The following is a 26,765-nucleotide window of genomic DNA, read 5'->3' as shown; positions in this document are numbered from 1 at the left end:
TATGAAAAAAATTGTATTACTTAGCTTATTAACAGTAATTTTTTTGAGTTCATGTGTTTCTAAAAAAGAATTCATGGCACTTCAAGAAAAACAAAATGAAACACAGGATTTACTTAATTCTGCAACCGTAAAATTAAATGCTTGTTTAGAAGATAGAGCATCTGCCACTGCTAGAGCAACTGCTTTAGAAGAACAGGTAGCCGATTTAAGAAAAAGTAACGATAATTTACAAGTTCTATCTGCCAAAGGTGCTAGTAACGTTGAAAAAACCTTAGAAAGCATTAAAGAAAAAGACTTAAAAATTTCCCGTTTACAAGACGCTATCACTAAAAAGGATAGTGTTACATTGGCATTGGTTACTAGCTTAAAACGTGAAGTAGGTATTAATGATCCAGACATTGAAGTAAATGTTGAAAAAGGTGTTGTATTTATTTCTATCGCTGATAAATTATTATTTAAAAGCGGTAGCTACAATGTAACCTCGCAAGCAAAAAATGTACTTGCTAAAGTTGCTAAAGTTGTAAATAGTAAACCGGATTTCGAATGCATGGTTGAAGGACATACAGATAATGTACCTTACAGAAAAGAGCCATTATTGGACAACTGGGATTTAAGTGTTAAGCGTTCTACTTCTATTATTAGGGTTTTAGAAGAACTAGGTGTAAAATCTAGTCAGTTAATTGCTGCTGGTCGTAGTTTTTATGTGCCTTTAGTTGATAACGATACTGCTGAAAACAGATCAAAAAACAGACGTACACGTATTGTAATCCTTCCAAAAATCGATCAGTTCTATGACATGATCGAAAAAGAAATGAAAAACTTAGCTGCTGCAGGCAACTAATAAAGATCACAAATACATTTAAAAAAGCTCAACCTTAAAAGTTGAGCTTTTTTAATTTATAAAATATCCAAATCTCCTTTACCCTCCCTCACTATCAAGGGCTCACTCTCCGAAAGGTCAATTATGGTAGAAGGCTCGTTGTCACCATAACCACCATCAATTACACAATCAACAATACTGCCCCATTTTTCCAATATAAGTTCTGGGTCTGTGGTATATTCCAAAACTTCATCTTCATCACGAATAGAGGTCGACACAATAGGGTTGCCCAATTGTTTAACAATATCTAAAGCTATGGCATTATTGGGCACACGAATACCTACGGTCTTTTTCTTTTTAAACGGATTTGGTAATGTTCTGGCTCCTGGAAGAATAAAGGTATAGGGACCTGGCAGGGCTCGCTTCAATATTTTAAATGTCGTAGAGTTTATTTGCTTTACATAATCGCTTAAATTACTCAAATCGTGGCAAACAAAAGAGAAATTGGCTTTATCCAATTTCACACCCTTAATCCGAGCAATACGCTCCAAGGCCCTTAAGTTTGTAATATCACAGCCCAGTCCGTAAACCGTATCGGTTGGATAAATAATCAAGCCCCCCGATTTAAGAATGCTAACCACTTTAGCTATCTCCCTTGGATTTGGGTTCTCTTCGTAAATTCTATAAAATGCTGCCATATAAGTAAAACGCTTTCATATACAAATGTAAGACAACTTAAAGTTTTCACAATTAACATAAATCATAAAAAAAACTGTAACATTTCAAGTTTAATTTAGTCTTAATTATATGTTTAGATGGCTAATTCGCATATTCCTATTTTTTATTGGCTGTAACTTTGCTTTTGCCCTAGACGGTGTTAATTTACCAATATTGCTTACCAAAGCCGAAATAGTAAATGAGCATACAACCCGAATTCCCTTTAAAGTAATAGACCACTTAATGGTTATAGAAGGACAGCTCTTAGGTGAAAATGGTAATTTTATTATCGATACCGGATCTGAGCATATGATTCTTAATAAAGTACATTTCCCAAAACTTTATAACCATCAAAATAAAGGCGTCACAACTTCAGGTGTAATAAACACTATAGACAATCCATATGAAAAGCAGATTAAGGAATTCTTTTTGAATAATTTTAAACTTCAGGACAAGACCTCTGATGTTATTGATCTATCCCATATCGAAAATTCAAAAAAAATAAAATTATTGGGCATTATAGGTTATAGCATTCTTAAAGATTATGAGGTGTTTATTGACTTGTATTTAAATCAAATGACATTAACACGAGTTGACCGATTGGGAAACAAGCTAGCACAAAAAGTATATTTGGAAAAAATAATCGATAGTATTGATTTTTCTTTAAAAAAGCATACTATTGTATTAAACGGAAGCATTAATGACCAAAAAGTGCGATTTGGCTTGGATACAGCAGCAGAGTTTAACCAAATTAACAAGAGTGTTAAACGTAAAGCCTTAAAATATTTTATTCCAACGAAACGCTTGGTCCTTACAGGAGCATCAAACAAAGAGATTGAAGTATTGGCAGGAAAATTGCACCGTGTTAAATTGAGTAACACTATTTACTTTGGACCAATGGATACCGTGTTAACCAATTTGAATCAAATGAATGAGGCCTTCGGTACGCAATTGGACGGTATTTTAGGCTACGAATTTTTTAAGCAAAAAAGAACCATTATAAACTATCAGAAAGAAAAATTATATTTTATAAATTACCCTATACAACGATTTTGAAAATTACAGGTTTACATAGCATCCTATTCATTCTATTTCTAGTGCCTTTAATTGTGAGCTCGCAAGAATTGCCTTTGAAAGGTTATAGAATTGAAGGTGACGAAGTGGTTTTTACGTTCGATAGGCGTGATTACGACAAAGTAACAAAAGACAACTCGAGCGTAAAACTCGATTTTAGGGATTTTGATATTGAAAGCGTAGTCGTTTCTGGTGAGTTCAATAATTGGTCCATGAAACAATGGCGCATGGCCAAAATTAATGACAATATCTATGAGCTTAGAAAAAATATAACCGATTTTTCCGATGCTTTTTCATGGGAATTCAAATACGTTATTAATAATGCCTATTGGGTAGAGCCCTCTCGTGATGATCCTAATATTGCCAAAGCCACAAAATATGGTTTAAGGTTAAGAGGTGTTTACAACTTAAAAATGTACATGGCCTACCCCGATAAAAATGGCAATGCCCGCTTTAAACTCAAGGGCTATGAACATGCCAAAAAAGTCATTGTTGCCGGCAGTTTTAATAAATGGAACGAATCTTTATTTAGAATGCATAAGGTAAATGGCGGATGGGAACTGACCTTAAATATAAACCCCGGTGAATATGCCTATAGATTTATAGTAGATGGGCAATGGATGGAAGACCCCCACAACCCCAATAAAATTGAAAATGAATATGGCGAGTACAATTCGGTAATAGATATTAAAAAGCCCATTACCTTCTTCCTGCCCAATCACGCCAATGCCCATAGGGTTATACTAGCAGGCTCTTTTAATAATTGGTCTGAAAATGATTTAAAAATGATCAAAACCGACGAAGGCTGGTATTACACCATTCGCCTTTCTGGCGGGAAGCATCATTATAAATTTATTGTGGATGGCGAATGGCTCGTCGACCCCGAAAACCCCGTTATGGAATATGATGGCGATGGGCACATTAATTCTGTTTATATGGTTCGTTAGTGTATAATGAATTTAACTGGTATACAGTTGTAGCTCATATAAAATAAAAACATTGGTCAAAATTACACTTATATGAGCTTTAATGGTTATATTTATGAGCTTAAAATATTGAAATGATTAGTGAACGAGACGAACAAATCATAAATTTTATAAGAGAGAAAAAAGGAAATTCTTCCAAAGAGATTTTTGAAGGCATAACCATTCCTGTGAGTTACGCTACACTTAAACGATCCTTAACAAAGTTAATTTCTAAAGGTTATGTAGTTTCAGAAGGTCAAGGTAAAGGGACAAAATACTTTCTATCTCCATCTTTTGAACTTATCCAGCCAATAGACATCGACAAATATTATGAAAACGAAATTGATGAAAGACAAATAAAGGAAACCTTCAATTTTGAGTTGATCAAAGATATTCTGAATAAAAATAATGTGTTTACAGAAAGTGAATTAAGCAAACTCAATTTACTGCAAAAAGAATACGAAAAAAACATTATAGAGCTCACCCCTTCCGACTACCAAAAAGAACTCGATAGACTTGCCATTGACTTGAGCTGGAAATCTTCTCAAATTGAAGGCAACACCTATTCACTATTGGAGACCGAACGATTGTTAAAAGAAAAACAAACCGCTTCAGGCAAAACAAAGGAAGAAGCTATTATGCTTTTAAACCATAAAGACGCCCTTGATTTCATAATTGAAAACAAAAACTATTTAAATCCATTGAGAGTATCAAAAATAGAGGATATTCATAACATCTTGATCAAAGAGCTTGGTATTGAAAGAAACTTAAGAAAACGACGTGTTGGTATTTCAGGAACAAATTATAAACCACTCGATAATGAGTTCCAAATAATGGAAGCTCTAAGGGAAGCTTGCAAGGTAATAAATGGAAAGAAAAGTGTTTTTGAAAAAGCATTACTAGCTCTGGTATTGATTTCCTATATTCAGCCATTCACGGACGGAAACAAAAGAACGGCAAGAATAGTAAGTAATGCTATTTTAATAAATTATAACTATTGTCCATTATCATTCAGAACTGTTAACTCAATTGATTACAAAAAGGCAATGTTGTTGTTTTATGAGCAAAACAACATATCTAATTTCAAGGACATTTTTATTAACCAATTTGAATTTGCAGTTAAAACATACTTTTAAAGAAAAACCAACTACAAACTTAAATTTAACGCTTCAAGTTTAAGCTTATCCAATAACCTTCAATTTAGCAAATCGTAGCAATAATTTTTTAACGCCGCCATGGCTAAACTTAATCTCGGCTTTTGTATCGGCTCCTTTGCCTTCTATTTTTAAAACTTCTCCTGTTCCAAAACGAATATGCTCTACCATATTTCCTACAGCCAAATTATTATCAAATAAATTGGCACTTTCATCTTGGGAGCTGTTAGAAGTTTTTGAAACCGGCTTCAGGTTTTTAGGGGTGCTAACCTGAAACTTCTCGGGTTGTGTTTTTTTAGCCCCTTTATTAAAGGCTGGTTGTTTTGCTGGTTTAAATCTTAATTTATTAGGCTCTACCCTCCGACTTTGCTCTGGGATGGCATCACCAAAAATATCGGCATCCAGCATTGGGTTAAAACGACGTTCTTCAATAGGTGTAACAACATCTAAGTACGCTTCGTCAATTTCTTCAATAAAACGACTAGGGTCTGAATCGACCAATTTCCCCCAACGGTATCTCGACAAGGCATAAGTTAGATAAGCCTGCTTTTCGGCCCGCGTTAATGCTACATAAAACAAACGCCGTTCTTCCTCCAGTTCGCTACGCGTGTTCATACTCATAGCACTAGGAAACAAGTCTTCTTCTAAGCCAACAATGTAAACATACGGAAATTCCAAACCTTTAGCCAAGTGAATGGTCATTAAAGCAACACTGTCTTGATCGTCTTTATCATTATCCAAATCGGTTGCCAGAGCTACGTCTTCTAAAAATTCGGCCAACGATCCTGTGGAGTCTACCAATTCTTTTTGTCCTTCCACAAAATCTTTCATACCGTTTAAAAGCTCTTCAATGTTTTCCATTCGGGTTACCCCTTCTGGCGTTCCATCTTTATTGAACTCCCTAATCAATCCACTGGTTCGGGTAACATGCTCTGCCAATTCAAACACATCGGCCGTTTGGTTCATCACCTGATAGCTTTCAAGAAGCGTTACAAAATCTTGTAACTTGGCTTTAGTTCCACTATTGATCTTAATATCAACAGCATCAATGTTTTTCATGACATCGAAAATGGACTTATTATAGCCATTTGCTGCAACGATTAACCTATCAACCGTTGTTTGGCCAATACCACGTGGCGGAAAGTTAATCACGCGCTTTAAGGCTTCTTCATCGGCAGGGTTAATAATTAATCGCAAATACGACAGGACATCCTTAATCTCTTTACGTTGATAAAACGACAAACCTCCATAAATTCGATACTTAATATCACGCTTTCGCAAAGCATCTTCTATAGAACGGGATTGTGCATTGGTTCTGTACAATACAGCAAAATCACTGTTTTTTAGTTGATGCTCCATTTTGTTTTCAAAAATAGTACTGGCGACATAACGCCCTTCATCACTATCGGTCAACGAACGGTTTACCTTTATTTTTGGTCCTTCTTCATTCGCAGTCCAAACCACTTTATCCAACTTGGTTTGGTTTTTATCTATAATGGAATTCGCTGCATTGACAATATTTTTAGTGGAACGATAGTTCTGTTCCAATCGGTAAAGATTAACATCGTCATAGTCCTTTTGGAAATTAAGGATGTTATTAATATTCGCACCACGAAACGCATAAATACTCTGCGCATCATCACCTACAACACAAATGTTTTGAAACTTATCGGAAAGCGCCCTAACAATCAAATACTGGGAATGGTTGGTATCTTGATACTCATCCACCAAAATGTATTTAAAACGATTTTGATATTTAGCCAAAACCTCCGGAAAACGCGTTAACAACTCATTGGTTTTTAAAAGCAAATCATCAAAATCCATCGCCCCTGCTTTAAAACAGCGATCCACATATTCCTTATAAACATCCCCCATTCTAGGGCGGCGTGCCATGGTATCGGCTTCAATAAGTTCTTGATTTTGAAAATACGCACGAACCGTAATCAAACTGTTTTTATATGATGAAATACGGGATCGTATTTGTTTGTACTTATAAATATCCTTATCCAGATTCATTTCCTTGATGATAGATGCTATCAATCTATCTGAATCCTGGGTATCATAAATTGTAAAATTACTCGGGTAACCCAATTTATCGGCTTCAATACGCAATATTTTGGAAAATACCGAGTGGAAGGTTCCCATCCATAAATTTTTGGCTTCGCTATCGCCTACAATAGTAGCAATACGTTCTTTCATTTCACGCGCCGCCTTATTGGTAAAGGTCAATGCCAAAATATTAAAGGCATCAATACCCTTACTCATCATATAGGCTATGCGATAAGTTAACACCCGGGTTTTCCCAGACCCCGCTCCAGCTATAACAATCATAGGGCCATCTATCTGTAATGTAGGAGCTAACTGTGCTTCATTTAACTGACTTAAATACTTCTCCAAATCAAATTCATTTTAAACCGTGAAAATAACCAATGTTATGCTTTTAAATAAGCCATTTTATTAATAATTATAAACAATTGTCCCCTCCCTGTGCATTATAAAATTTTGAATATCTTTAGACTTGAAAACACAGTGCGTTATGAAATATACTTTTCTCTTTTTTACCTTCTTCGGAACCGTTCTTGCTTTTGGGCAAACGAGCCTGGACCAACAATTTAAAGATATTGAACCTAAGGTTGTTGAATGGCGGCGGCATTTTCACCAAAACCCAGAGCTGTCCAATAGGGAATTTAATACTGCCGAGACCATTGCCGAGCACTTAAAAGCTCTGGGATTGGAAGTGCAAACAGGGGTAGCCCATACCGGGGTTGTGGGCATACTACAAGGAGAACAGTCCGGAAAAGTTATAGCCTTACGTGCCGATATTGATGCCCTACCAGTAACCGAACGCAATGATTTACCATTTAAATCTGAAGTGAAAACCACATTTTTAAACACTGAAACCGGTGTGATGCATGCTTGTGGGCACGATACCCATACGGCTATTTTAATGGGTGTAGCTGAGATACTGTCCCAAAACAAAGATAAAATTAAAGGTACGGTTAAATTTATTTTTCAACCAGCAGAAGAAGGCCCGCCACCAGGTGAAGAAGGCGGAGCTCCCCTTATGATTAAAGAAGGAGTATTGGAAAACCCTAAAGTGGATGCCATCTTTGGGTTACATATTCGGTCTAACATTCCAGTTGGTCAAATTAAGTACAAACCTGAAGGTTTTATGGCTTCCGTTGAGCGCTTTGTAGTTAACGTAAAAGGGAAGCAAACCCATGGTTCTGCTCCATGGAATGGTGTCGATCCCATTTATATTTCAGCTAAAATAATTGATGGGTTTCAAAGTATCATTAGTAGGGAATCGAATCTACTTGTTGAGCCAGCCGTTATCACCGTTGGAAAAATAACCAGTGGCGTACGATTTAATATTATACCAGAAAGTGCCGAGATGATAGGAACCGTTAGGACTTTAGACCCAAAAATGAGAACACACATTATCACGCGCATGACCGAAATGACCGAGACCATCGCAAAAGCTTATGGTGGCAGCGCTACAATAGAGTTTCAAGAAAATACAACCATTACCTATAACGATCCCGAATTGGTAAAACAAATGTTGCCTTCATTACAAAAAGTTGCCGGTACGGAACATGTTATTTTGAGCAAAGCAATTACTGGCGGCGAGGACTTTTCCTATTTTCAAGAACAGGTTCCCGGATTTTATTTCTTTTTGGGCGGCATGACCAAAGGCACAACCGAAGCCTTTCCGCACCACACACCAGATTTTTTTATTGATGAAAGCGGATTGCTCCTAGGAGTTAAAGCCTTAACCCAAATTACTTTTGATTATTTAAACCAGTAAACCTCTTACCATGTTAGATTTTCTATCCCATATTTCTTGGTGGCAATGGGCCCTTTTTATTTTGGTTGTCATTGCTATTAGGGATGTGTTTTTACAAAGAAACCACACCATTACCCATAACTACCCCGTTATTGGTCATTTAAGATATCTACTGGAAAAAATTGGCCCAGAACTAAGGCAGTATCTTGTTGCCAACAATAGAGAGGAATTGCCTTTTAACCGTATTGAACGGAGTTGGATTTATGCCTCTGCAAAAAAAGAAAACAATTACGAAGGTTTTGGCACCGATAGGGATATTTATGCACACCAGCATATATTCATTAACAACGCAATGATTCCATTTACTATAGATGCTTCGCACCCAAATAGTATTGACAAAACGTTTTTGCCTAGTGCCAAAGTCATGGGTGAGTTCAACAAGCGAAAAAGACCTTATCGGCCAGCTTCAGTTATCAATATCTCGGCCATGAGTTTTGGGTCTTTATCGGCTAAAGCCATTGAATCTCTTAACAAGGGCGCAAAAATAGCTGGGGCATACCATAATACAGGGGAAGGCGGTTTGTCGCCCTATCACAGTAATGGCGGAGATGTTATTTTTCACTTTGGGACAGGCTACTTCGGGTGTCGCTCAAAAGATGGTGGATTTTCCATGGAAAAGCTTGTGCAACTCGTTGACGACAATCCGTTCATACGCGCTATAGAAATCAAGTTATCACAGGGCGCTAAGCCTGGTAAGGGCGGTGTATTGCCTGGAGCAAAAATCTCTAGGGAAATAGCAAGAATACGAGGTGTTGAAATTGGTAAAGACGTGCTGTCCCCTCCAAACCATAAGGCTTTTTCTAACATACCGGAGATGGTCAATTTTATAGAAGACATTGCTAAAAAAACTGGGTTACCAGTGGGTATTAAAGCAGCCATAGGCAAATTGGATCAATGGGAAGAGCTGGCAGATATAATGAAAGAAACGGGTAAAGGCCCCGATTTTATTACCGTTGATGGTGGTGAAGGCGGAACAGGTGCCGCACCACCAAGTTTCGCAGACCATGTATCCTTACCATGGGTATATGGATTTAGCGATCTATACAAGTTGTTTTTAAGCAAAGGCCTAACAGAGCGTATTGTTTTTATTGGAAGTGGTAAATTAGGCTTTCCTGCAAAAGCCGCTATGGCTTTTGCAATGGGAGTAGATTGCATAAATGTAGCCCGTGAAGCTATGATGAGCATAGGTTGCATACAGGCCCAGGTATGCCATACCAATCGTTGCCCTAGCGGCGTAGCTACCCAAAGTAAGTGGCTGCAAAATGGCATAGACCCTACCTTAAAGTCGGTACGATTAGCACAATATTTTAAGACCTTTAGAAAAGAACTTGTTGAAATAACCCATGCCGCCGGCTACGAACACCCTTGCCAATTTAAAATGTCGGATATTGAAATGAATGTAGACGACCATAATCTCTCCAAAGAATTAAACAGAACCTATGCTTACGAAAAAGCTCCTGTTCCTTTTTTAGGAATGCAAAGCTTAAAAGATTGTGTATATTTGGGAGGAAAAAACTAAACCTTCACGGATTAATAATCCGTAGATTTAGTAATTAACACTTGCTAAGTCGGGTTTCTAAAATCAGATAATGGTCAAAAAACCTATAAACCAATAATCTATTAACCTATTAACTTATATTAAAAGCTTATGGACGCTACTCGTATTGTTGACCTATTCATGTATATGATTCCTTCTCTTGTGGTTGGGATTTTAGCTTATTATTTCTTTAAGGAACATACTAAAAACGAAGATGGGCGCAGACGCTTTTTACTAAAAAAAGACTTAGAAGTTACAGCGCTTCCCCTACGCCTGCAGGCCTATGAAAGAATGGCCTTGTATTTAGAACGCATTTCTCCTAACAAACTACTTATAAGAGTACCTCCAATCTCTTCAAACAAAGAAGATTATGAATCGTTACTTATACAAACCATTGAACAGGAATTAGAGCACAATTTATCCCAGCAAATCTATATTAGCGATAAATGTTGGAACATCATTTCTGCTGCAAAAAACGCAACCATACAGCTTATTAGAAAGGCCAGTTTATTAAAAAAGTCTGAGACCGCCGAAAAGCTACGCGAGGTGATTTTAACCGAAATGATGGATCGCAGAGCACCTAGTGATGCCGCATTATCATTTATTAAAGAAGAGCTTAGCGAACTGTTCTAATCGATCCGTAATTCGTTATACTTGGCTTGCGATAATTTTTCTTTTGCATAATCAAAGCCTTGCTGCCACCAAGATGTCATTAGTTTTTTATTAAAAATCAATGCGTTTTCAGTTAGTTTTGAAGGTGTATAATATAAATTAAGTTGAACATCCCTGTTTTTAGCCGCCAACTTCCCTATGGTAATGTCGTTGCGCTCTATTTGATCGGATAAATGCCCAAACAAGTTTATTAAAAGCGAAAATGGGTTTTTACCCAACACCTTATTATACTCCATAGACTCCGACTCCAACACAATGGCATCCACTTCGGTAGCACCTCTTAAAATCGCTTCACGAATAGGTACCACACAACCTAAGCCTCCATCGGCGTACTCAAATCCATTTTTCTTTACCAAGGACATAAACGGAATGTAGTTGCACGAAATCCAAATCCAATCACAAAACTCTTCATAGCTACAATCCTTAATAGACTTATACTCTACCCTGTTTTTAGATAAATTAGAAACGGTAACCACAACATCATCTTTAGTGGTCTTGATAAAATTGTATTCTTCAATTGTGAAATGTTTTTTTATATGACGTCTCAGCGATTTACTTTCACCAAAGGTCCGTTTCATTTTAATGAATTGCCAAAGCGTATTAATAAAATCTATGGATACAAATTCGCGATTCCCCTTCTTGCGTAGAATAAAGGGGTTCACGCTAAAAATATTGTGTTGCTGCACATTCGTATAGATATCGTATAGCTTATCAATTTTTCCCGCGGCTAAATGTGGTACCAACAAACTACCTGTAGACGTACCTATAAAAATATCGTAATCATATCCCATTTCCTGAATAAGGTACTGCGCTACCCCACCAGCATAGGCTCCTTTACTACCACCTCCGGATATTACTAATGCTTTCATTTTTTAATCGATTTCCTTTAATAATTGTTTGGCAAACTTTGAAAACTGCCATACATGATGTTTTGCCGCTTGTTCTAAATTTTCTTTGCAAACCCTATCACAAGCCTTGATGCTATTAAGATACTGAAATGCATTTTGCCGCACCTCAAAATGATATTTTGGATTGGTATACCCCCTTAATTCTTCAAAATAGCGCTGTTTATTTTCGGGTTCAAAATCCGAAGTAACCAACGCTAAGGCCAACCAAAGCGTTCTTATATTTTTATCATTAAAGCCTACAATGCCCTTGATTTGGTTTAGATACCTTATTCTGTCTTCAGGGAAATTAGTCCACAAATTATACAAAGCAGCTTCTATAGTGAGATACGATTTGTCGGTTAAAAGCGATTCGTAATCTTCTTTTAATTCTTTTGGGATTTCAGTCATTGCCTTAGCAATAGCCCGTCGAACTTTAACATCGCCTTTTGAAAAAGTTGCTTTAGAAATATTATTACCTAACTGCTCGACAATTTTTTCGTTTAAAAATGAATCATCCGATTGAAGGAAAATTATTTTACAAGCTTCTGGTTGATTATCACAGTCCAAGGGAAAGTATCTAGTTAACCCTAATGGATTCAACTGACCATGCATATCTTGAATAAAAACTTTATTAGGAAAAAACCTTTTTTCTAGTTCTTCATAATGCAATTCCGAAGATTTCAACCACTTTTCAACAAAATTCCGCAAATCCTGCCCACTTGATTTTTCAATTTCTTTAATAAAATCATCGGTTTTTACATTTTTAAACTGATACTTCAACAGATACTTCTTAACGCCTTTTCTAAAAGCTTTATAGCCTACTTGTTCCCGCAACAAATGCAACACCCAAGCTCCTTTTTTATAAAAGGTAACACTACTCGATTTAGGATCTAAAAGCGACGTACTTTGCCCTGCTTTATCCTGCTCAAAGAGTTCCTGGGCGTATTCATATAAACGCCAGTAATAGTAATCGTCACCAAAAATATCTTTTTCAGCCAAAAGTGCATAATAGGTCGCAAACCCCTCCTGCAGCCAATGGTGTGTACCGGAGGTCTCAGTAACCAAATCTCCAAACCACTGATGCGCCAATTCGTGGGCATTTACGTTTACATAGTTTTTATCGACAAAGGCAATAGAGTCTATCACAAAACTATCAGAAAAAATGGTGGTACCGGTATTTTCCATTCCAGCATATAAAAAATCCTTAACTGGCACCTGCTTGTAGTTCTGCCAAGGATAAGGTACGCCAATTTCTTCTTCCAGAAAATCAAACATACGTTTGGTATATCGATAGGTTGGCTCAAATTTCAAGGAATCTTCAGGATAATAGTACATTTCCAATGGAATTCCACTTTTGGAATATTCAACTTTTTTATCATACTTACCTATCGCTAAAGCCACCAGATAGCTCGACATAGGCTGTTGCATATCGTAATGCCACTTAGTTTTGCCATAATAATCTTCCGTTTTGGTTAACTTCCCATTGGCAATAACTTCATATCCTTTATCGAAAACTACGGATATATCAAATTCAATCTTATCGTTCATGTCGTCTATGGAAGGTAACCAATTACTGGTGTATTTACCTTGACCTTGGGTCCAGACTTGCCCATTTTGATGATTGAGGCTATGTACTGAGCTTGCTGAAGCACTCTCGAAACCTCCATTACTATCCCAGCCAATAAAATACAGGGCTTTTTTAGGATTGGTTGTAAATCCAATATCTATTTGGTTCTTTTCTCCTTTTTTAAAAGGGTGTTTTACCACAATATATTTGCCATTATAATCATGATATACCTTTTCATCGTACAAAGCTTCGATATGTGTGAAATTTTGTGCGTCCAAGAATATAGAGTCCACATCTTTTAAAACTTCAAAAGTGTAAACTATATGCCCTCCTATCTGTCCTTCATTAGGCTTTACCACCAAATCTGCTTTAGCGGTCTTAAAGTCAACATAATCGGTTTGTTGCGACAAGCAAACCAAGGAAATAAAAAAGAAAAAGTATTGGAGCAATAACTTCATAATTCGAATATAACAAACTTTAGTCCAAAATACCACTTGTTAATATATTCAAAAGAATTATTTTAGTTTTATGAATACCACCAATCTTCAGACCCCTATCGATTACCTTAAAGGCGTTGGCCCTAATCGCGCCGATTTACTTCGCAAGGAACTGGGTATTCATACCTATCAGGATTTAATCAACTTATTTCCTAATCGTTATTTAGATCGCACTAAGTATTACAAAATCTCCCAGTTGCAGCGCAATACGGCAGAGGTACAGGTTATTGGTAAGATCATAGAATTTAAAGAAGTAGCGCAAAAGCGAGGCAAACGTTTAGTGGCCACCTTTCGAGATGACACAGGTGTAATGGAACTGGTCTGGTTTCGAGGACACAAATGGATTCGAGACAGCTTAAAGCTCAATAAACCTTATGTTGCTTTTGGTAAAACAAATTGGTTTAATAGCCGATTTAATATGGTTCACCCTGAAATGGAGCCGTTGGAAGAGCACGAAAAAAACCTGCGCTCTGCCATGCAACCTATTTACCCTTCTACCGAAAAATTAGCCGCAAAGAGCATTACAAATAAGGCGATCAATAGAATTATGCAAGAATTATTTCTTGAAACCAAAGGACGTTTTGTTGAAACCTTACCAAACAACCTGTTATCCGAACTAAAATTAATAAGCAAAAGTGAAGCGCTTTTTAATATTCATTTTCCCAAAAGTCAGGAGCTATTAGCAAAGGCACAATACCGATTAAAATTTGAAGAGTTCTTCTATATCCAGCTACAGCTTATTTTAAAGAACTTAATCCATAAAACCAAAATCAAAGGCTTACCGTTTGAGCATGTTGGATATTATTTTAAAACGTTTTATGAGTCGCATTTGGCTTTTGATTTAACCCAAGCACAAAAGCGTGTATTAAAGGAAATCCGTTCCGATTTAGGAAGCAATGCACAAATGAACCGTCTTTTGCAAGGCGATGTAGGTTCTGGAAAGACCGTAGTGGCCTTCATGTCAATGCTCATGGCACTTGACAACGGTTATCAAGCCTGTTTAATGGCTCCAACTGAAATTTTGTCAGTTCAACACTATAACGGATTGATTGAATACTGCAATTTACTGAATATCAATACAAAACTATTAACGGGTTCAACTAATACTTCAGAAAGAAAAGAAATTTTTGAATCACTTGAAAATGGCGGTTTGCACATCTTAATTGGCACTCATGCCTTGCTTGAAGACAAAGTAAAATTTAAAAATTTAGGACTTGCCGTTATCGATGAGCAACATCGTTTTGGTGTGGCACAACGAAGTAAACTTTGGAAAAAAGGGCCAGCAAGCCCTCCTCAATCCTCCCAAAGGGAGGAAGCTCAAGCTGTACGTACAAAGTATATGACTGCTCGTCCATCAACTTATAATTTGATCAAAGAACTACAGAAAGAAAACAAAAAAAATTCTACTGAAGCTGAACGGGTTTTATGGGAATGCCTAAGAAATAAAAAGCTAGACCATAAATTTAGAAGACAGCATATAATTGATGAATTTATCGCCGACTTTGTTTGCCTGGAAAAGAGTTTAATCATTGAGATTGATGGAGGCTATCATAATACTATTGAGCAAAAGGAAGCGGATGAATTACGCACTAAAATACTATCCGAAATAGGATTTAAAGTTATTCGTTTTACTAACCAACAGGTTATTGGTGATATTGACAATGTTATAAATTTTATTTTGAAGCAATTGGAAAGCCTCCCCTCTGGGGAGGTTGGAGGGGCTACCCCTCCCCACATCTTAGTGATGTCTGCCACTCCTATTCCACGTACATTAGCCATGTCGGTTTATGGGGATTTGGACATTTCGGTTATTGACGAATTACCCCCTGGAAGAAAGCCTGTTAAAACGGTACATCGTTACGATAAAAATAGACTAAATGTGTTTCGGTTCATTAAAGATGAAATTGCCAAAGGCAGGCAAGTGTACATTGTATACCCTTTAATACAGGAAAGCGAAGCATTGGATTATAAGGATTTGATGGACGGTTACGAAAGTATTGCCAGGGATTTTCCGCTCCCCGATTATCAAATATCCATTGTTCATGGTAAAATGAAGCCTGCCGACAAGGATTACGAAATGCAGCGGTTTATTAAAGGGGAAACCCAAATAATGGTTTCTACAACCGTTATTGAAGTCGGGGTTAATGTTCCCAATGCTTCGGTAATGATTATTGAAAGTGCCGAGCGTTTTGGTTTATCGCAATTACATCAGTTACGTGGCCGTGTAGGCCGGGGCGCAGAACAGAGCTACTGCATCCTCATGACAGGCCATAAATTAAGTAACGACAGCAAGGTTCGTTTAGAAACGATGGTCAAGACCAATGACGGATTTGAAATTGCCGAAGTAGACTTAAAACTTCGTGGGCCAGGGGATATTATGGGGACGCAACAAAGTGGTGTGCTAAACCTTAGGATAGCCGATATTGTTAAAGACAAGGATATTTTGAATGCGGCACGTTTCTTTGCCAAAAAAATTCTTAATGACGATCCTTCACTCTCTAAGCCAGACCACGCAATGATCTTGAACACCTATAGATCTATGGGGAAATACAAAAATATTTGGAATTATATAAGCTAAGACCTGCCAGGTTTTTAAAACCTAGCAGGTCTGCTAAAAGAAAACTGTTGTAGTTTGATTGATGACAGTTCTTATATAGCATCCAGCTCAGCCAATAACTTTTCAGAGTTGGCTTTCACATTAGCTGGAGGATTCATTGATAATGATTTTTTTAAATATTTAATAGCATTCTTTTTATCTCCCATAGTCTTGTAACACTCCCCTAGACTATCATAACCATTAGCATCATCTGGGTGGTTAGCTACGTTCTGTTTAAAATATTTTAATGCTCTAGTATAATCTTTTACTGCAAGCATTTGATATCCTAACGCATTTAACTGACTTTTATTGGCTATTGCGGAAGCCTCATCCATTAGAGCAGTATACTCGTCTGTATTCCCCATTTTATTTAGGATTTGTCCTTTTATGGCTAAATTGTTAAACGTTTTTTGACTATAAAATTGACCAGAAATAGCATTGTTTATCCAACCTAGGGCTTCTTTTAAATCACCGCCATTATTTAAAGCATAGTTTGCTGCTTGCTCCCAATTTTGACGTAAAAATCCATCTTGCCCATCGAATTTAGACCTAATATCGTTTAACACTACCGTTGGAACATCGACCTCTATTTTAAAAGGGAACGCTTTTTTCTCCCACTTCAAGGAAGCAACCACTGCATTTGGCTCCACACTGTCAAAAGTATAGGTTAACAATTCGGTATGTGGTATTGTTTCAGTATTGATTGATACACGCAGGGCGTCTTCCTCTGGTTTATAAAAGTAACTACCCCAAGCAATATGGTTTTTGGAAAAAATAAGAGTGGCTGTATCGTCTGGATTTACAATAATATGAAAACCATATTTACCCGCCTTTAAAGGTTGCCCTTCAATTTTTACATCGTCTGAAAATTTAATAATCGTATTTTCATTGGCACCGGCACGCCAAGGCGATTCTTTAGCTGTACCAAACCCGAGGTTATTCATACCATAAGGCACAAGTTTTCCCCAAACTTCGCGGCCCTTAACACTGGGTCTGGAGTACGCAATAGTAATATCGGTTATACCTACACGCTGTGATACTTTAGCTAGTTGACTGCCACGAGGAAGGTTTAATTGAGCAAAAGCATTGAAATTGAAAATCAGGGCAAAACAAAAAAGTAATTTGGTAATGGAGTTAGTTTTCATTTGGCTGTAGTTTTTTGATTTATCTAAAAGTATGTAGAAAAGACACTAACGGATGTTATGGTTATGTTAAAGCTAGCGCTTACATTGTTAATTAACTTTCCTTTAAGAAAAGGCAAATCATATAGAACATGTAGAAATGAGCTCTATAGCACTAGGTTTGTTCTATACTAGTAAAAGACAATCTGTTTAGTTACAGTCCTGTGCGTTCAAGAGATTGCTTCGTGCCTTACAATAACACTACCACACAACTTATTAGACTATTACTCCTGTAGAACCAGTATCGTGAGGTATTAAGCGATACACAAAACTCGGATCGAGTCCTTTTTCTTTTCGATGCGACACATACAAAATAGCCGTTTCGGTTTCTAAAGCTATTTTGTTAATCAAGGCTGTAAAAAGTTTTACGTCAGTATCGTCCAGACCATTAGTGGGCTCGTCCAAAATAAGTAATGGCGGGTGTTTTATCATGGCCCGGGCAATCATCACTAAACTTTGATACCCCCTGGACAGGGATAAAAAATCGGATTTTCTAATATCAAATAGCCCTAAAACCTGCAACCAATGTTGTGCTATCTTAATCTGTGCATTGGTTGGTGTTTTGTATAAGCCAATAGTATCAAAAAAACCGGAAACAATCATATTTCCAATAGAATCGAGCCGTGTAAAACCACGAAGCATATCTGATGAAAAATAACCTATCTTTTGCTTGATCTCCCAAACACTTTCCCCACTTCCTTTTTTAACACCAAACAAGACAATTTCCTGACCAAAGGCTTTTGGGTTATCACCAAAAATCATACTTAAAATGGTGCTTTTACCCGAACCATTAGGCCCAGTAAGCTGCCAAAACTCTCCCTTTTTTATTTCCCAATTAATAGCATTTAAAATTGGACGTTCCCGATATGCTACCGAAACATCGGTAAACTTTACGATAGGGTTTACTTTTTCTGAAATTGACCAGTATGCTTTTGGTAAATCCCCAAGAAATATTTCCTTCGAAATGGGATTTTTATTGGGTTCTGGCTTAAATTCAACCAAGCGGTTATCCTCTAAACGGAAGACTTTATCTATAAAAGGAAGGATATCTTCCCTCCTTTTTGATATTTGTATAATTTGTGTTTTACGGCTTAAAGCAGCTAAAGTAGATTTTATGTCTTTTTGAGCTTTAATATCTAAATTCCCGAATACATTATCTACAATAATATATTCGGGATTTTTAGCTATGATATGATGAAGTAAGGCTTTTTTGCGTTCGCCCTGTGAAGCGTATTCTAAACCTTTCTTTGTTTTGGTCTCAACATCAAAACGACCATGAATCCGTTCTTCTTTAATAATCTTATTTATGGTTATCTCTGAAAAAAGGGCGCCTTTTAAGTTTGAAAGCTCACCTACAAACTCAGCTTCATACTGAAGACGTTCAATAAGCTTTTGCTTACTATCTTTATTGGAGATATAAACGGCTACGTGGTTGTTCAAAAAGCTATTTAATCTACTTTTAAGTTTTTTGTATGATAACCAACTAAACCTTCAATAGGTCTACGTTCAAAATTCCCAACAGTAAAGCCCATTTCTTCTGCCACTTCTTTAATTTCATTTTGTGCAAAAAAAGCAATGGATCCAGCGAAATGTACTGGGACTTTATCTAAATGGTCTTTATATTGAAAGATCATGTTCTTAGCAAAAAGTCTTATGCCTTCTTTTATCAAATTAATGGTATAATCTGAATCTTTATGCAAAAACATAAACTCTGCAAAATTCGCTAAATAAGCATTAGGGTTAGGTTGCTTATATAAATTATACTTTATATAATCTGCATCCATATTATATTTACTACCAAAAGCTACCTTAACATTTTCTGGCATATTATTAAAGTAGTAGTCTCTAATAAGTTGTTTGCCATAATAGTTTCCGGAAGCATCATCCATAAGGGTATACCCTAACGAAACAACATCTTGATGAAGGTTTTCTCCATCGTAGTAACTACAATTAGATCCTGTACCTAAAATACATACAACCGCTGCTTCATCTGGCGTGTTGATACATGCGTATACTGCCGCCATAGTATCTTCGTTAACTTCTACATGGGCATTCTTAAAAAAGTCTTGCAATACCCCACGCAGTGTTTCTACTGGCTTTTGAGTACCGCAACCAGCTCCATAAAAGAACACATGTGTTACTTTGTCGCGATTATTCTTAAGATCTTCATTTTTTTTAATTATTTTTTTTAGCTTTTTTTCTGGTAAGATTGCCGGATTTAAACCTTTTGTACGCACCTTTTCCAGTAATTGGTTACCATCTTTATCTACAGCAATCCAATCTGATTTTGTAGAACCGCTATCAACAATTAAAATCATAAGTCAAGAGTTAAAAAAACTCCACAGAATACTGTGTGGTTTACACAATAACTCTGTGGAGTTATTATTATATTAAAATATTTAGTTTCCTTTTCGCTGCAAGCTAATAAATTAGCTTCTAATATTAATTAACTGCGATAGGAAATTCTTTTAATTAAATAGAGGCAATGTGTTGTGCTAAATCAACCAATTTTGTTGAATAACCAAACTCATTGTCATACCAAGATACTAATTTAAAGAAATTATCATTTAAAGCAATACTTGCTCCTGCATCAAATACGCTGGTTTGGGTTTCTGCAACAAAATCTTGAGAAACCACAGCTTCTTCAGTATAACCTAAAACGCCATTTAACTCATTTTCTGAAGCTTCTTTCAATACCGCCTTAACTTCATCCCAAGATGCAGACTTTTCAGTTCTTACTGTTAAATCTACAACAGAAACATCTGGAGTTGGTACTCTAAAAGCCATACCTGTTAATTTTCCGTTTAGTTCTGGAATCACTTTTCCAACAGCTTTTGCTGCTCCAGTAGATGATGGGATAATATTTGCTAATGCACTTCTACCACCTCTCCAATCTTTTCTTGAAGGGCCATCAACAGTCATTTGTGTAGCTGTTGTTGCGTGAACCGTAGTCATTAAACCTTCTACAATACCAAAGTTATCATTAATAACTTTAGCTAAAGGCGCTAAACAGTTAGTTGTACATGATGCGTTAGACACTATAGTATCTTCTGCAGTAATCTTATCATGGTTTACTCCCATTACAAACATAGGGGCATCTGCTGATGGTGCCGAAATAGCAACCTTTCTTGCTCCTGCTTTGATATGAGCTTGTGCTTTGTCTAATGTTGTGAAAATACCTGTACAGTCCAATACAACTTCTGCTCCTACAGCATCCCACTTTAAATCTTCTGGGTTACGCTCTGCAGTGATTCTAATTTCGTTACCGTTAACTACTAAGTTACCGTTATTGATATCTACTGTACCATTAAATCTACCGTGTACAGAATCGTACTTAAGTAGGTATGCAAGATGTTCTACGTCCAACAAATCGTTAATTCCTACTACTTCAATATCTGGTCTAGAAGCTGCTACTCTAAAAGCAATTCTACCTATTCTACCAAATCCGTTAATTCCAATTTTTAATTTTGACATGTTCTTAATTATTAATTTTTATATGCTCATTATATCTGAGACACGCAGTAATTCTAAATTTATTTTTGTTTTCCCTTTAATGGCATTATCCAACGGTGTTAATTCCATTTTATTGGCTATAAGCCCTACCATATAGTTTGTTTTCCCTTCTAATAAGGTCTCTACAGCCTTAACCCCCATTCTACTGGCTAAAACACGATCGAAACAGGATGGCGCACCACCACGTTGCATATGTCCTAATACAGATACACGAACATCATAGCCTTCCATATTGTCGTCTACATATTCTTTAAGCTCAAAAATATTTTTACCTATTTTATCACCTTCTGCAACAATTACAATACTTGAAGTCTTACCTGATTTTCTACTTCTGTTTAAGGACTCTACTAGTCTATCTAACCCTAAGTCTTCTTCTGGAATCAATATCTCTTCTGCGCCTCCGGCTATACCTGTATTTAATGCTATGTGCCCTACATCGCGCCCCATAACCTCTATAAAAAATAAGCGATTATGTGAACTTGCAGTATCTCGTATCTTATCAATGGCATCTACCACTGTATTGAGTGCTGTATCAAAACCTAAGGTGTGGGATGTTCCAAAAATATCGTTATCAATTGTACCTGGAATTCCCATCACTGGAAAGCCGAACTCCTGATTAAAAACAAGCGCTCCGGTAAATGAACCATCACCTCCAATTACAACCAATCCTTCAATATTATTGTCAACCAAATTTTGGTATGCAATTTTTCGTCCTTCTGGAGTCCTAAAGGTTTGAGAACGCGCCGATTTTAATATGGTTCCGCCTTTATTTATTATTCCTCTAACGCTTCTTGCTCCCATTGATTTGAAGTCTCCTTCTATCAAGCCTTCATAACCCCTATACACGCCAACGCATTCAACGTCATGGTAAGCACAAGTTCTAACTACTGAACGAATAGCAGCATTCATTCCTGGTGAATCACCTCCTGAAGTTAAAACAGCTAATTTTTTTATTTTCTTTGGCATTAAACTTTTCTTGATTTTTGGAAGGTAAAATTAATAAACAAATATCATATATATATAGCATTTACAGTATTTTAATACTATTTAGAACTATAACGTTTTAGTTAAATCTGTACTTCTACAGGGAAATTAAACACACCTAAAAGAAACTAATTTTCAGTCTTTTCGGCAGGTTTTAGTTTTACAAATTCTGGTAGTGGGGAATTATTGCCTTTATTGGGTACTTTTTCCAAAGTCTCTTTTTTCTCTGTCTTTTTCTTCCTTTTAAACAAACTTTGTATCAATTCTTTAAAGGTATTGAAATCTACATTATATGAAACACCGATCCCTTGAGTATAACCTATGGCCTCTCCAAAGTTTTGAATGCTATTTTCCCTGTTGAATACTTTTGCTGTTAACGTACCTTCTTCATTTAACAAGAAATCGATCTCCACATCACCTGCTACAACGGTTTCTGTTGCACTTGCTCCCCCTATGGGTACACCAACTTTTCCATTAATTAAAACCCGATCACTTATTTGTGTTTGCAAGGTAACGCCAACTCTATCATTGGTTTGGTAGTCTGGTCTATTTTGCCCTGCTTCATAATTAATACCTAGATTAAACTTTCCGTCACCACTAGAAAATATGCCATTAATAATACCATTAAGACGTTCTGCAATAGTACCCGAAAAATCCAATTCATTAAGCCCCCTGGAAAACGACCCTGTCGATAACAGATACAATGCTTGGTTCTGCCTATCGTCTTGGGACTCCAATCGGTACTGTAACTCAGACTTTACAGTTGAGTTAACATTTGGAAAATCGAAGGTAAAGTCGGGGTTGGGTTGCATTAAATCGTCTTCCAAGTGGATTTTTAATTCAACAGGAATACTTCTGTTTATGGGATTGTCCAGTAATGGTGATGGGTTCGCTTGCGTTTTATATATGGCTTCCATATCTATAACTGCTCCTAAGGGTTCGCCTTCCCATGCTATTGTTCCACCTGGCTGTACAATAAATTGTTTTTGCACGAGCCCGCCATAAGCAAAATTATAAACCCCTTTAAAGACCGATATATCTCCCCACATTTTAAATTTTCCATTGGTATTAATCTCTACCAATAGGCCACCGGCTCCGCTTCCTTTTAACGAATGCCCTGTATTTTTATCTATTATAATTTCTACTTCGGCATCTTCTGTGACATCCAAATCAAAATCCAACTCCAAGCCTTTTATATCCTTAAAGGTTATTTCTTCTCCTTTTTTTCTTGCTGCTTTTTCTTCTCTGGTTACAAATCGTATATAAGTATTATCTCCAAATGATTCGGTATCACGGATAGGTATTTTAAACTCGGTGCCCGTTTTGGTTTCTCCCGTAACGCTAATAGTTAACTGATCGGCTGGCCCATAAATACTCGCAGACCCACCAATAAATCCTGTCCCGTAATACAAAGACTCTTCAGATTCTTTGGTATCCAGAACTAATAATCGTGGTGTAGAAATATCTAAATTCAATCGCCAATCTGATAGGTTTGTATGGCTTAATGAACCTCTTAATTCTCCTTTTGAATTGTATTTGGTATCGGTAAGCTGTAAGTCTTTAAAATTAAAACTTTGATCTATTAATATAACTTGGGCGTTATCGTTAAACGCATAATCTACATTAAGGTAAGGAACACCTAGGCCCCCTCTATTAAGCAATAGCTTACCATTAATGCCTGGTTTTTTAAGATCTCCATTAATCCTAGCTGTTCCAGAAACTTGGCCACGTATATTGGACAATACTCCATGCAGTAATGGGTTTAATGGCTGTAAATTAAGTGCATCAAAATTAAGGTTCAAATCAATGTCCGAACGCTTTCCAACAACATTAATATGCCCTTTAGCACTAAACGATTTGGTTATATCGTCTTTAATAGCGGCATTTATAGTGTAATTGGTTAACGTTTCATTTCCTTTGATATTAGCATCGAAAGAGCCCAATAAAAAATTATTGAGTTTAAAGTTGTCTATAATAATTGTGGAGTTTGGCAGGTAGCTCCCATTTTGTTGCAAAATATCCAGTTTACCATTAACGTTTCCCGCTAAGGATAAACTATCAATATCTGGTGTAATTTTAGCTAAGTCTACATCTTTAAAATTAAGTTTGATATCTTTTTGGGTAGAATCCTTTATAAAACCGGACAGTTTTATTTCTTCAGAATTGTGATTTATTTTAAACTGATCGATATTGAATTTTGTCAACGCTTTATTAAAGGATACTTTATTAAAGCGGTCTTTGGCTTCGTTAATAAACCATTTATTGTTTTTTATAGTAACATCAGACTTTTTAAACCCTATAACCGATTCGTTTTCTTCATTTATAGTATGATAAAAACTTAAGTTGTAAACATCATTATTACGCTTACCACCATTAAACTCAGAACGCATAAACAGCGTATCGTTAACAGTCGCATTAATCAAACGAAAATCGGATACACTATAATATTTTGTACTTAGGCTATCTAACTCTACATAGGTATTAAACAATGGGTTTTTGTTATCTACCTGAAGTTCTATATTCCGGACCAGATTTTCGGCAAGTTTTATTTCGGGCGATTTAAACAATAATCTGAACGCTTTAGCATCACTTTCAACAGTACCTTTTATAAAGGTGTTTTTTCCCACCTGGATGTCTGGTAAAAAGACTTCCAGTATTTTATTGTAAATGGTGAAATTAAAATCGATGTACTGATTGTCTTTTACTTCATGAGGTATATAATTGGTGTAGATATTCCCTAATGAGTTCTCAAAAAGCCTTTTTAGGTCATTAAACTGAAACTCCCCGTCCATACTACCACTTATAATATCTGGAGAATTCACACGAATATACCTTACACCATTATCGAATCTTGAACTGGTCTCAAATCGCTTAAAATAATACGTGTTATATTCATTTTTATAGGTGGTGTTGGTAAACACGATGTTTCCATAAGCATCATCAAAACTACTGCCATTAACATTCATTTTAACCGTACTTTCAAATAGCGAAATACTATCTTTTTTAACAAAATTCAATGCTTTTAAATTAGCATAATCTACTTGGGCTTGAAAATCGTATTTGCGTACATTTTCAGAAAAATCTACAATACCGCTAAAATTGAAAATAAAGTTTCTATCATTTGTAACGAGGTTTCCATCAAAAATTTTGTTCCTTATGGTACCGGCAACTTTAGTGTTTTTATAATCGTATCCATTATAAACCGCATTAAAAATATCCCCTTTCACTTGGGTATTAACCGTTTCACTTAAAAACCCCTTACCATCTACATCAAAATCTAAAGACACTACCCCTATTGTAGGTGATTCAATAAAAGTCCCTACATCAAATGCTTCAAGACTAATTTTTCCTTTGTAAGTTGCGTCGTCGATACTCTTTATTTTAGATATATCTAAATTTGATTTAATGATACCTAAATCGGTATCAATTTCAATATCGGCCTTAACTTTTGAAGCTGTAACTTCCGAAGTACCAATAATTGTAAAATACCCGAGCCGTTCAAACGATGAAGGTATAGAAGCCCCCAACACATTGGGCAACATGCTTTTTAAATCGGCATAAGTTGAAGATAAATTGCTAAACCTACCTAACATATAAAAGTTATTGGACTCTTTGTTAAATAGGTTTTTAAAATTTATGTCGCCATAAACTTTTGTATTTCGACTGGAGTTCAGTCTTAACTTATTGGCCTTCAAATCATTTAAAGTTCCAGATAGATCAACATCAAACCTTGCCCGTTGTTTCGTGCCGAATTCATTATAAAAGGTATTAAGCTCATCCAATAGCACATTAGAGTTCCTAAAAGATGCGTTAATAGTTACCTTATCGGTAAAAAACTGTAAATCTTCCCGGTTATACAAAAATTTTAGATCACCCTTTAAAACAGAATTTTCTGTTTTTACCTCCAACGCCTCAAAGGTCATATCGGTAAGAGTGTACTTAAAATTAGTCATTAGGTTTTTTATGGTAACTCCCCTACTATCCTTAAGGCTTAAGGTATTTATTCTAGCACTTACGTCGCTACCACTTATTAAAAAATTAGTGGCGTTAATGTTTAAGTGGCTAAAATCAAGCCCTCTTTCATTGGCATTGTTCTCATTGGTTAGTTTAAAAACACCATCGTAGATAGAGACATCACTGGAAGACAATAAAAAGTTACCTTTTTCTTTTCGTGGATTATCGCTTTCCAACTTCTTAACAAAAACATCCAGATTAGTATCTTTGGCATCCTTATAGGTTTTTATATTGAATATTAAGCCTTCTATGTCTATGTCTCCAAAAACCAAATTACCTTTAATTAAGTTCGGTATACTTATAATGGAGGTGTTTAATTCTGAAATACTTATTAAAGTATCTTTCTTGTAGTCTTCAATATAAATATCCTTAAGCTCAATATCGCCATTAAACTGTAAACTCACACGCTCAATATTGATATTGGTTTTGAAGTCCTCGTTTAATTTATTGGTTACATAATTCCCTAGATTGGTTTGAACGGAAGGAATAGACAAAATGAGCACCAAAATGATGAAGAGCAGCAATAGTATTACCGCTATTTTTGATGCTATTTTAAGTACTTTCTTGATATGTTACAAAGTTAAAATTTTAATTAACAAAGCCCGTATGATGCATAGCAACCTATATTGGACATATTACTCACTAAATCTATTATTAAAAAATAAAAAAGACTAGTTTTGTACTGACTTATAAATAAAAGCACTCGCTTTATTTGATTTCAAAATTAACAATTATTGTGC

General features: G+C 36.1%; 18 protein-coding genes. 8 read left to right on the top strand and 10 right to left on the bottom strand.

The window, feature by feature from the left end; genetic code table 11:
- Position 1 precedes the first annotated feature (1 nt).
- Positions 2-841, top strand: coding sequence for an OmpA/MotB family protein (locus MR062_RS11790; protein ID WP_242204488.1), 840 nt, complete (start codon positions 2-4; stop codon positions 839-841).
- A 56-nt stretch (positions 842-897) separates the two neighbouring features.
- Here the strand turns inward: MR062_RS11790 and MR062_RS11785 are convergent, their stop codons facing one another.
- Positions 898-1,518 carry an L-threonylcarbamoyladenylate synthase gene (locus MR062_RS11785; RefSeq protein ID WP_242204486.1) on the bottom strand — a complete coding sequence of 207 codons (621 nt, stop codon included), beginning with the start codon at positions 1,516-1,518 and terminating at the stop codon, positions 898-900.
- Between the two features lie 109 nt (positions 1,519-1,627).
- Here MR062_RS11785 and MR062_RS11780 point away from each other — a divergent pair, with 109 nt between their 5' ends.
- The 3 genes from MR062_RS11780 (at position 1,628) to MR062_RS11770 (ending at position 4,712) form a co-directional block, all read left to right on the top strand.
- Positions 1,628-2,593, top strand: coding sequence for a retropepsin-like aspartic protease (locus tag MR062_RS11780; RefSeq protein ID WP_242204484.1), 966 nt, complete (start codon positions 1,628-1,630; stop codon positions 2,591-2,593).
- A gap of 53 nt (positions 2,594-2,646) precedes the next feature.
- Positions 2,647-3,558, top strand: a complete 912-nt coding sequence (locus tag MR062_RS17690) for a hypothetical protein (RefSeq protein ID WP_242204481.1) — start codon at positions 2,647-2,649, stop codon at positions 3,556-3,558.
- A gap of 113 nt (positions 3,559-3,671) precedes the next feature.
- The gene (locus MR062_RS11770; protein WP_242204479.1) at positions 3,672-4,712 is read left to right on the top strand and encodes a Fic family protein; all 1,041 of its coding nucleotides are present in this window, start codon (positions 3,672-3,674) and stop codon (positions 4,710-4,712) included.
- Between the two features lie 45 nt (positions 4,713-4,757).
- On the opposite strand, the gene MR062_RS17795 is transcribed toward MR062_RS11770, so the two are convergent.
- Positions 4,758-7,127 carry an ATP-dependent helicase gene (locus MR062_RS17795; RefSeq protein WP_242204477.1) on the bottom strand — a complete coding sequence of 790 codons (2,370 nt, stop codon included), beginning with the start codon at positions 7,125-7,127 and terminating at the stop codon, positions 4,758-4,760.
- Positions 7,128-7,266: 139 nt separating this feature from the next.
- Here MR062_RS17795 and MR062_RS11760 point away from each other — a divergent pair, with 139 nt between their 5' ends.
- The 3 genes from MR062_RS11760 (at position 7,267) to MR062_RS11750 (ending at position 10,747) form a co-directional block, all read left to right on the top strand.
- Positions 7,267-8,538 carry an amidohydrolase gene (locus MR062_RS11760; protein WP_242204475.1) on the top strand — a complete coding sequence of 424 codons (1,272 nt, stop codon included), beginning with the start codon at positions 7,267-7,269 and terminating at the stop codon, positions 8,536-8,538.
- Between the two features lie 10 nt (positions 8,539-8,548).
- Entirely contained in the window at positions 8,549-10,096 is a 1,548-nt protein-coding gene (locus MR062_RS11755; protein WP_242204473.1) for an FMN-binding glutamate synthase family protein, read from the top strand.
- A 129-nt stretch (positions 10,097-10,225) separates the two neighbouring features.
- A complete protein-coding gene (locus MR062_RS11750; protein WP_242204471.1) occupies positions 10,226-10,747 on the top strand; it encodes a DUF7935 family protein in 522 nt (173 codons plus the stop codon).
- Here MR062_RS11750 and MR062_RS11745 read toward each other — a convergent pair.
- Both MR062_RS11745 and MR062_RS11740 read right to left on the bottom strand, forming a co-directional pair.
- Entirely contained in the window at positions 10,744-11,655 is a 912-nt protein-coding gene (locus tag MR062_RS11745) for a patatin-like phospholipase family protein (protein ID WP_242204469.1), read from the bottom strand. The two genes, MR062_RS11750 and MR062_RS11745, sit on opposite strands and share 4 nt — an antisense overlap.
- A 3-nt stretch (positions 11,656-11,658) precedes the next feature.
- Positions 11,659-13,698 (bottom strand): M1 family metallopeptidase, encoded by a 2,040-nt coding sequence (locus MR062_RS11740; RefSeq protein ID WP_242204467.1) that lies wholly within the window; start codon positions 13,696-13,698, stop codon positions 11,659-11,661.
- A 70-nt stretch (positions 13,699-13,768) separates the two neighbouring features.
- Between MR062_RS11740 and MR062_RS11735 the strand changes: the two genes are divergently transcribed.
- Complete coding sequence (locus tag MR062_RS11735; protein WP_242204464.1) at positions 13,769-16,315, top strand: DUF559 domain-containing protein; 2,547 nt, start codon at positions 13,769-13,771, stop codon at positions 16,313-16,315.
- 71 nt (positions 16,316-16,386) lie between these two features.
- Here MR062_RS11735 and MR062_RS11730 read toward each other — a convergent pair whose 3' ends face one another.
- From MR062_RS11730 to MR062_RS11705, 6 genes are all read right to left on the bottom strand, one after another.
- Positions 16,387-17,478, bottom strand: a complete 1,092-nt coding sequence (locus MR062_RS11730; protein WP_242204462.1) for a DUF2911 domain-containing protein — start codon at positions 17,476-17,478, stop codon at positions 16,387-16,389.
- Positions 17,479-17,730: 252 nt separating this feature from the next.
- Positions 17,731-18,954, bottom strand: a complete 1,224-nt coding sequence (locus MR062_RS11725; protein WP_242204460.1) for an ATP-binding cassette domain-containing protein — start codon at positions 18,952-18,954, stop codon at positions 17,731-17,733.
- An 8-nt stretch (positions 18,955-18,962) separates the two neighbouring features.
- Positions 18,963-19,832 (bottom strand): N-acetylglucosamine kinase, encoded by an 870-nt coding sequence (locus MR062_RS11720; RefSeq protein WP_242204458.1) that lies wholly within the window; start codon positions 19,830-19,832, stop codon positions 18,963-18,965.
- A gap of 154 nt (positions 19,833-19,986) precedes the next feature.
- Complete coding sequence (gap, locus tag MR062_RS11715; RefSeq protein WP_242204456.1) at positions 19,987-20,988, bottom strand: type I glyceraldehyde-3-phosphate dehydrogenase; 1,002 nt, start codon at positions 20,986-20,988, stop codon at positions 19,987-19,989.
- A gap of 18 nt (positions 20,989-21,006) precedes the next feature.
- Positions 21,007-21,993: a 6-phosphofructokinase gene (pfkA, locus tag MR062_RS11710; protein WP_242204454.1), complete on the bottom strand. Its 987-nt coding sequence runs from the start codon at positions 21,991-21,993 to the stop codon at positions 21,007-21,009.
- A gap of 146 nt (positions 21,994-22,139) precedes the next feature.
- Positions 22,140-26,549 (bottom strand): translocation/assembly module TamB domain-containing protein, encoded by a 4,410-nt coding sequence (locus MR062_RS11705; RefSeq protein WP_242204452.1) that lies wholly within the window; start codon positions 26,547-26,549, stop codon positions 22,140-22,142.
- Between the last annotated feature and the right edge of the window lie 216 nt (positions 26,550-26,765).

Origin of the sequence: Aestuariivivens insulae, from assembly GCF_022662195.1 — a bacterium.
Lineage (GTDB): Bacteria > Bacteroidota > Bacteroidia > Flavobacteriales > Flavobacteriaceae > Aestuariivivens > Aestuariivivens insulae.
This window is presented reverse-complemented; position numbering and strand designations above follow the sequence as displayed.

What these genes read in the sequence shown, in the direction of transcription:
- MR062_RS11750 (WP_242204471.1), top strand. Translation starts at nt 10,226, where the DNA reads ATGGACGCTACTCGTATTGTTGACCTATTCATGTATATGATTCCTTCT.
- MR062_RS11760 (WP_242204475.1), top strand. Translation starts at nt 7,267, where the DNA reads ATGAAATATACTTTTCTCTTTTTTACCTTCTTCGGAACCGTTCTTGCT.
- MR062_RS11770 (WP_242204479.1), top strand. Translation starts at nt 3,672, where the DNA reads ATGATTAGTGAACGAGACGAACAAATCATAAATTTTATAAGAGAGAAA.
- MR062_RS11790 (WP_242204488.1), top strand. Translation starts at nt 2, where the DNA reads ATGAAAAAAATTGTATTACTTAGCTTATTAACAGTAATTTTTTTGAGT.
- MR062_RS11780 (WP_242204484.1), top strand. Translation starts at nt 1,628, where the DNA reads ATGTTTAGATGGCTAATTCGCATATTCCTATTTTTTATTGGCTGTAAC.
- MR062_RS11735 (WP_242204464.1), top strand. Translation starts at nt 13,769, where the DNA reads ATGAATACCACCAATCTTCAGACCCCTATCGATTACCTTAAAGGCGTT.
- MR062_RS11730 (WP_242204462.1), bottom strand. Translation starts at nt 17,478, where the DNA reads ATGAAAACTAACTCCATTACCAAATTACTTTTTTGTTTTGCCCTGATT.
- MR062_RS11745 (WP_242204469.1), bottom strand. Translation starts at nt 11,655, where the DNA reads ATGAAAGCATTAGTAATATCCGGAGGTGGTAGTAAAGGAGCCTATGCT.
- MR062_RS11740 (WP_242204467.1), bottom strand. Translation starts at nt 13,698, where the DNA reads ATGAAGTTATTGCTCCAATACTTTTTCTTTTTTATTTCCTTGGTTTGC.
- MR062_RS11755 (WP_242204473.1), top strand. Translation starts at nt 8,549, where the DNA reads ATGTTAGATTTTCTATCCCATATTTCTTGGTGGCAATGGGCCCTTTTT.
- gap (WP_242204456.1), bottom strand. Translation starts at nt 20,988, where the DNA reads ATGTCAAAATTAAAAATTGGAATTAACGGATTTGGTAGAATAGGTAGA.
- MR062_RS11785 (WP_242204486.1), bottom strand. Translation starts at nt 1,518, where the DNA reads ATGGCAGCATTTTATAGAATTTACGAAGAGAACCCAAATCCAAGGGAG.
- pfkA (WP_242204454.1), bottom strand. Translation starts at nt 21,993, where the DNA reads ATGCCAAAGAAAATAAAAAAATTAGCTGTTTTAACTTCAGGAGGTGAT.
- MR062_RS11720 (WP_242204458.1), bottom strand. Translation starts at nt 19,832, where the DNA reads ATGATTTTAATTGTTGATAGCGGTTCTACAAAATCAGATTGGATTGCT.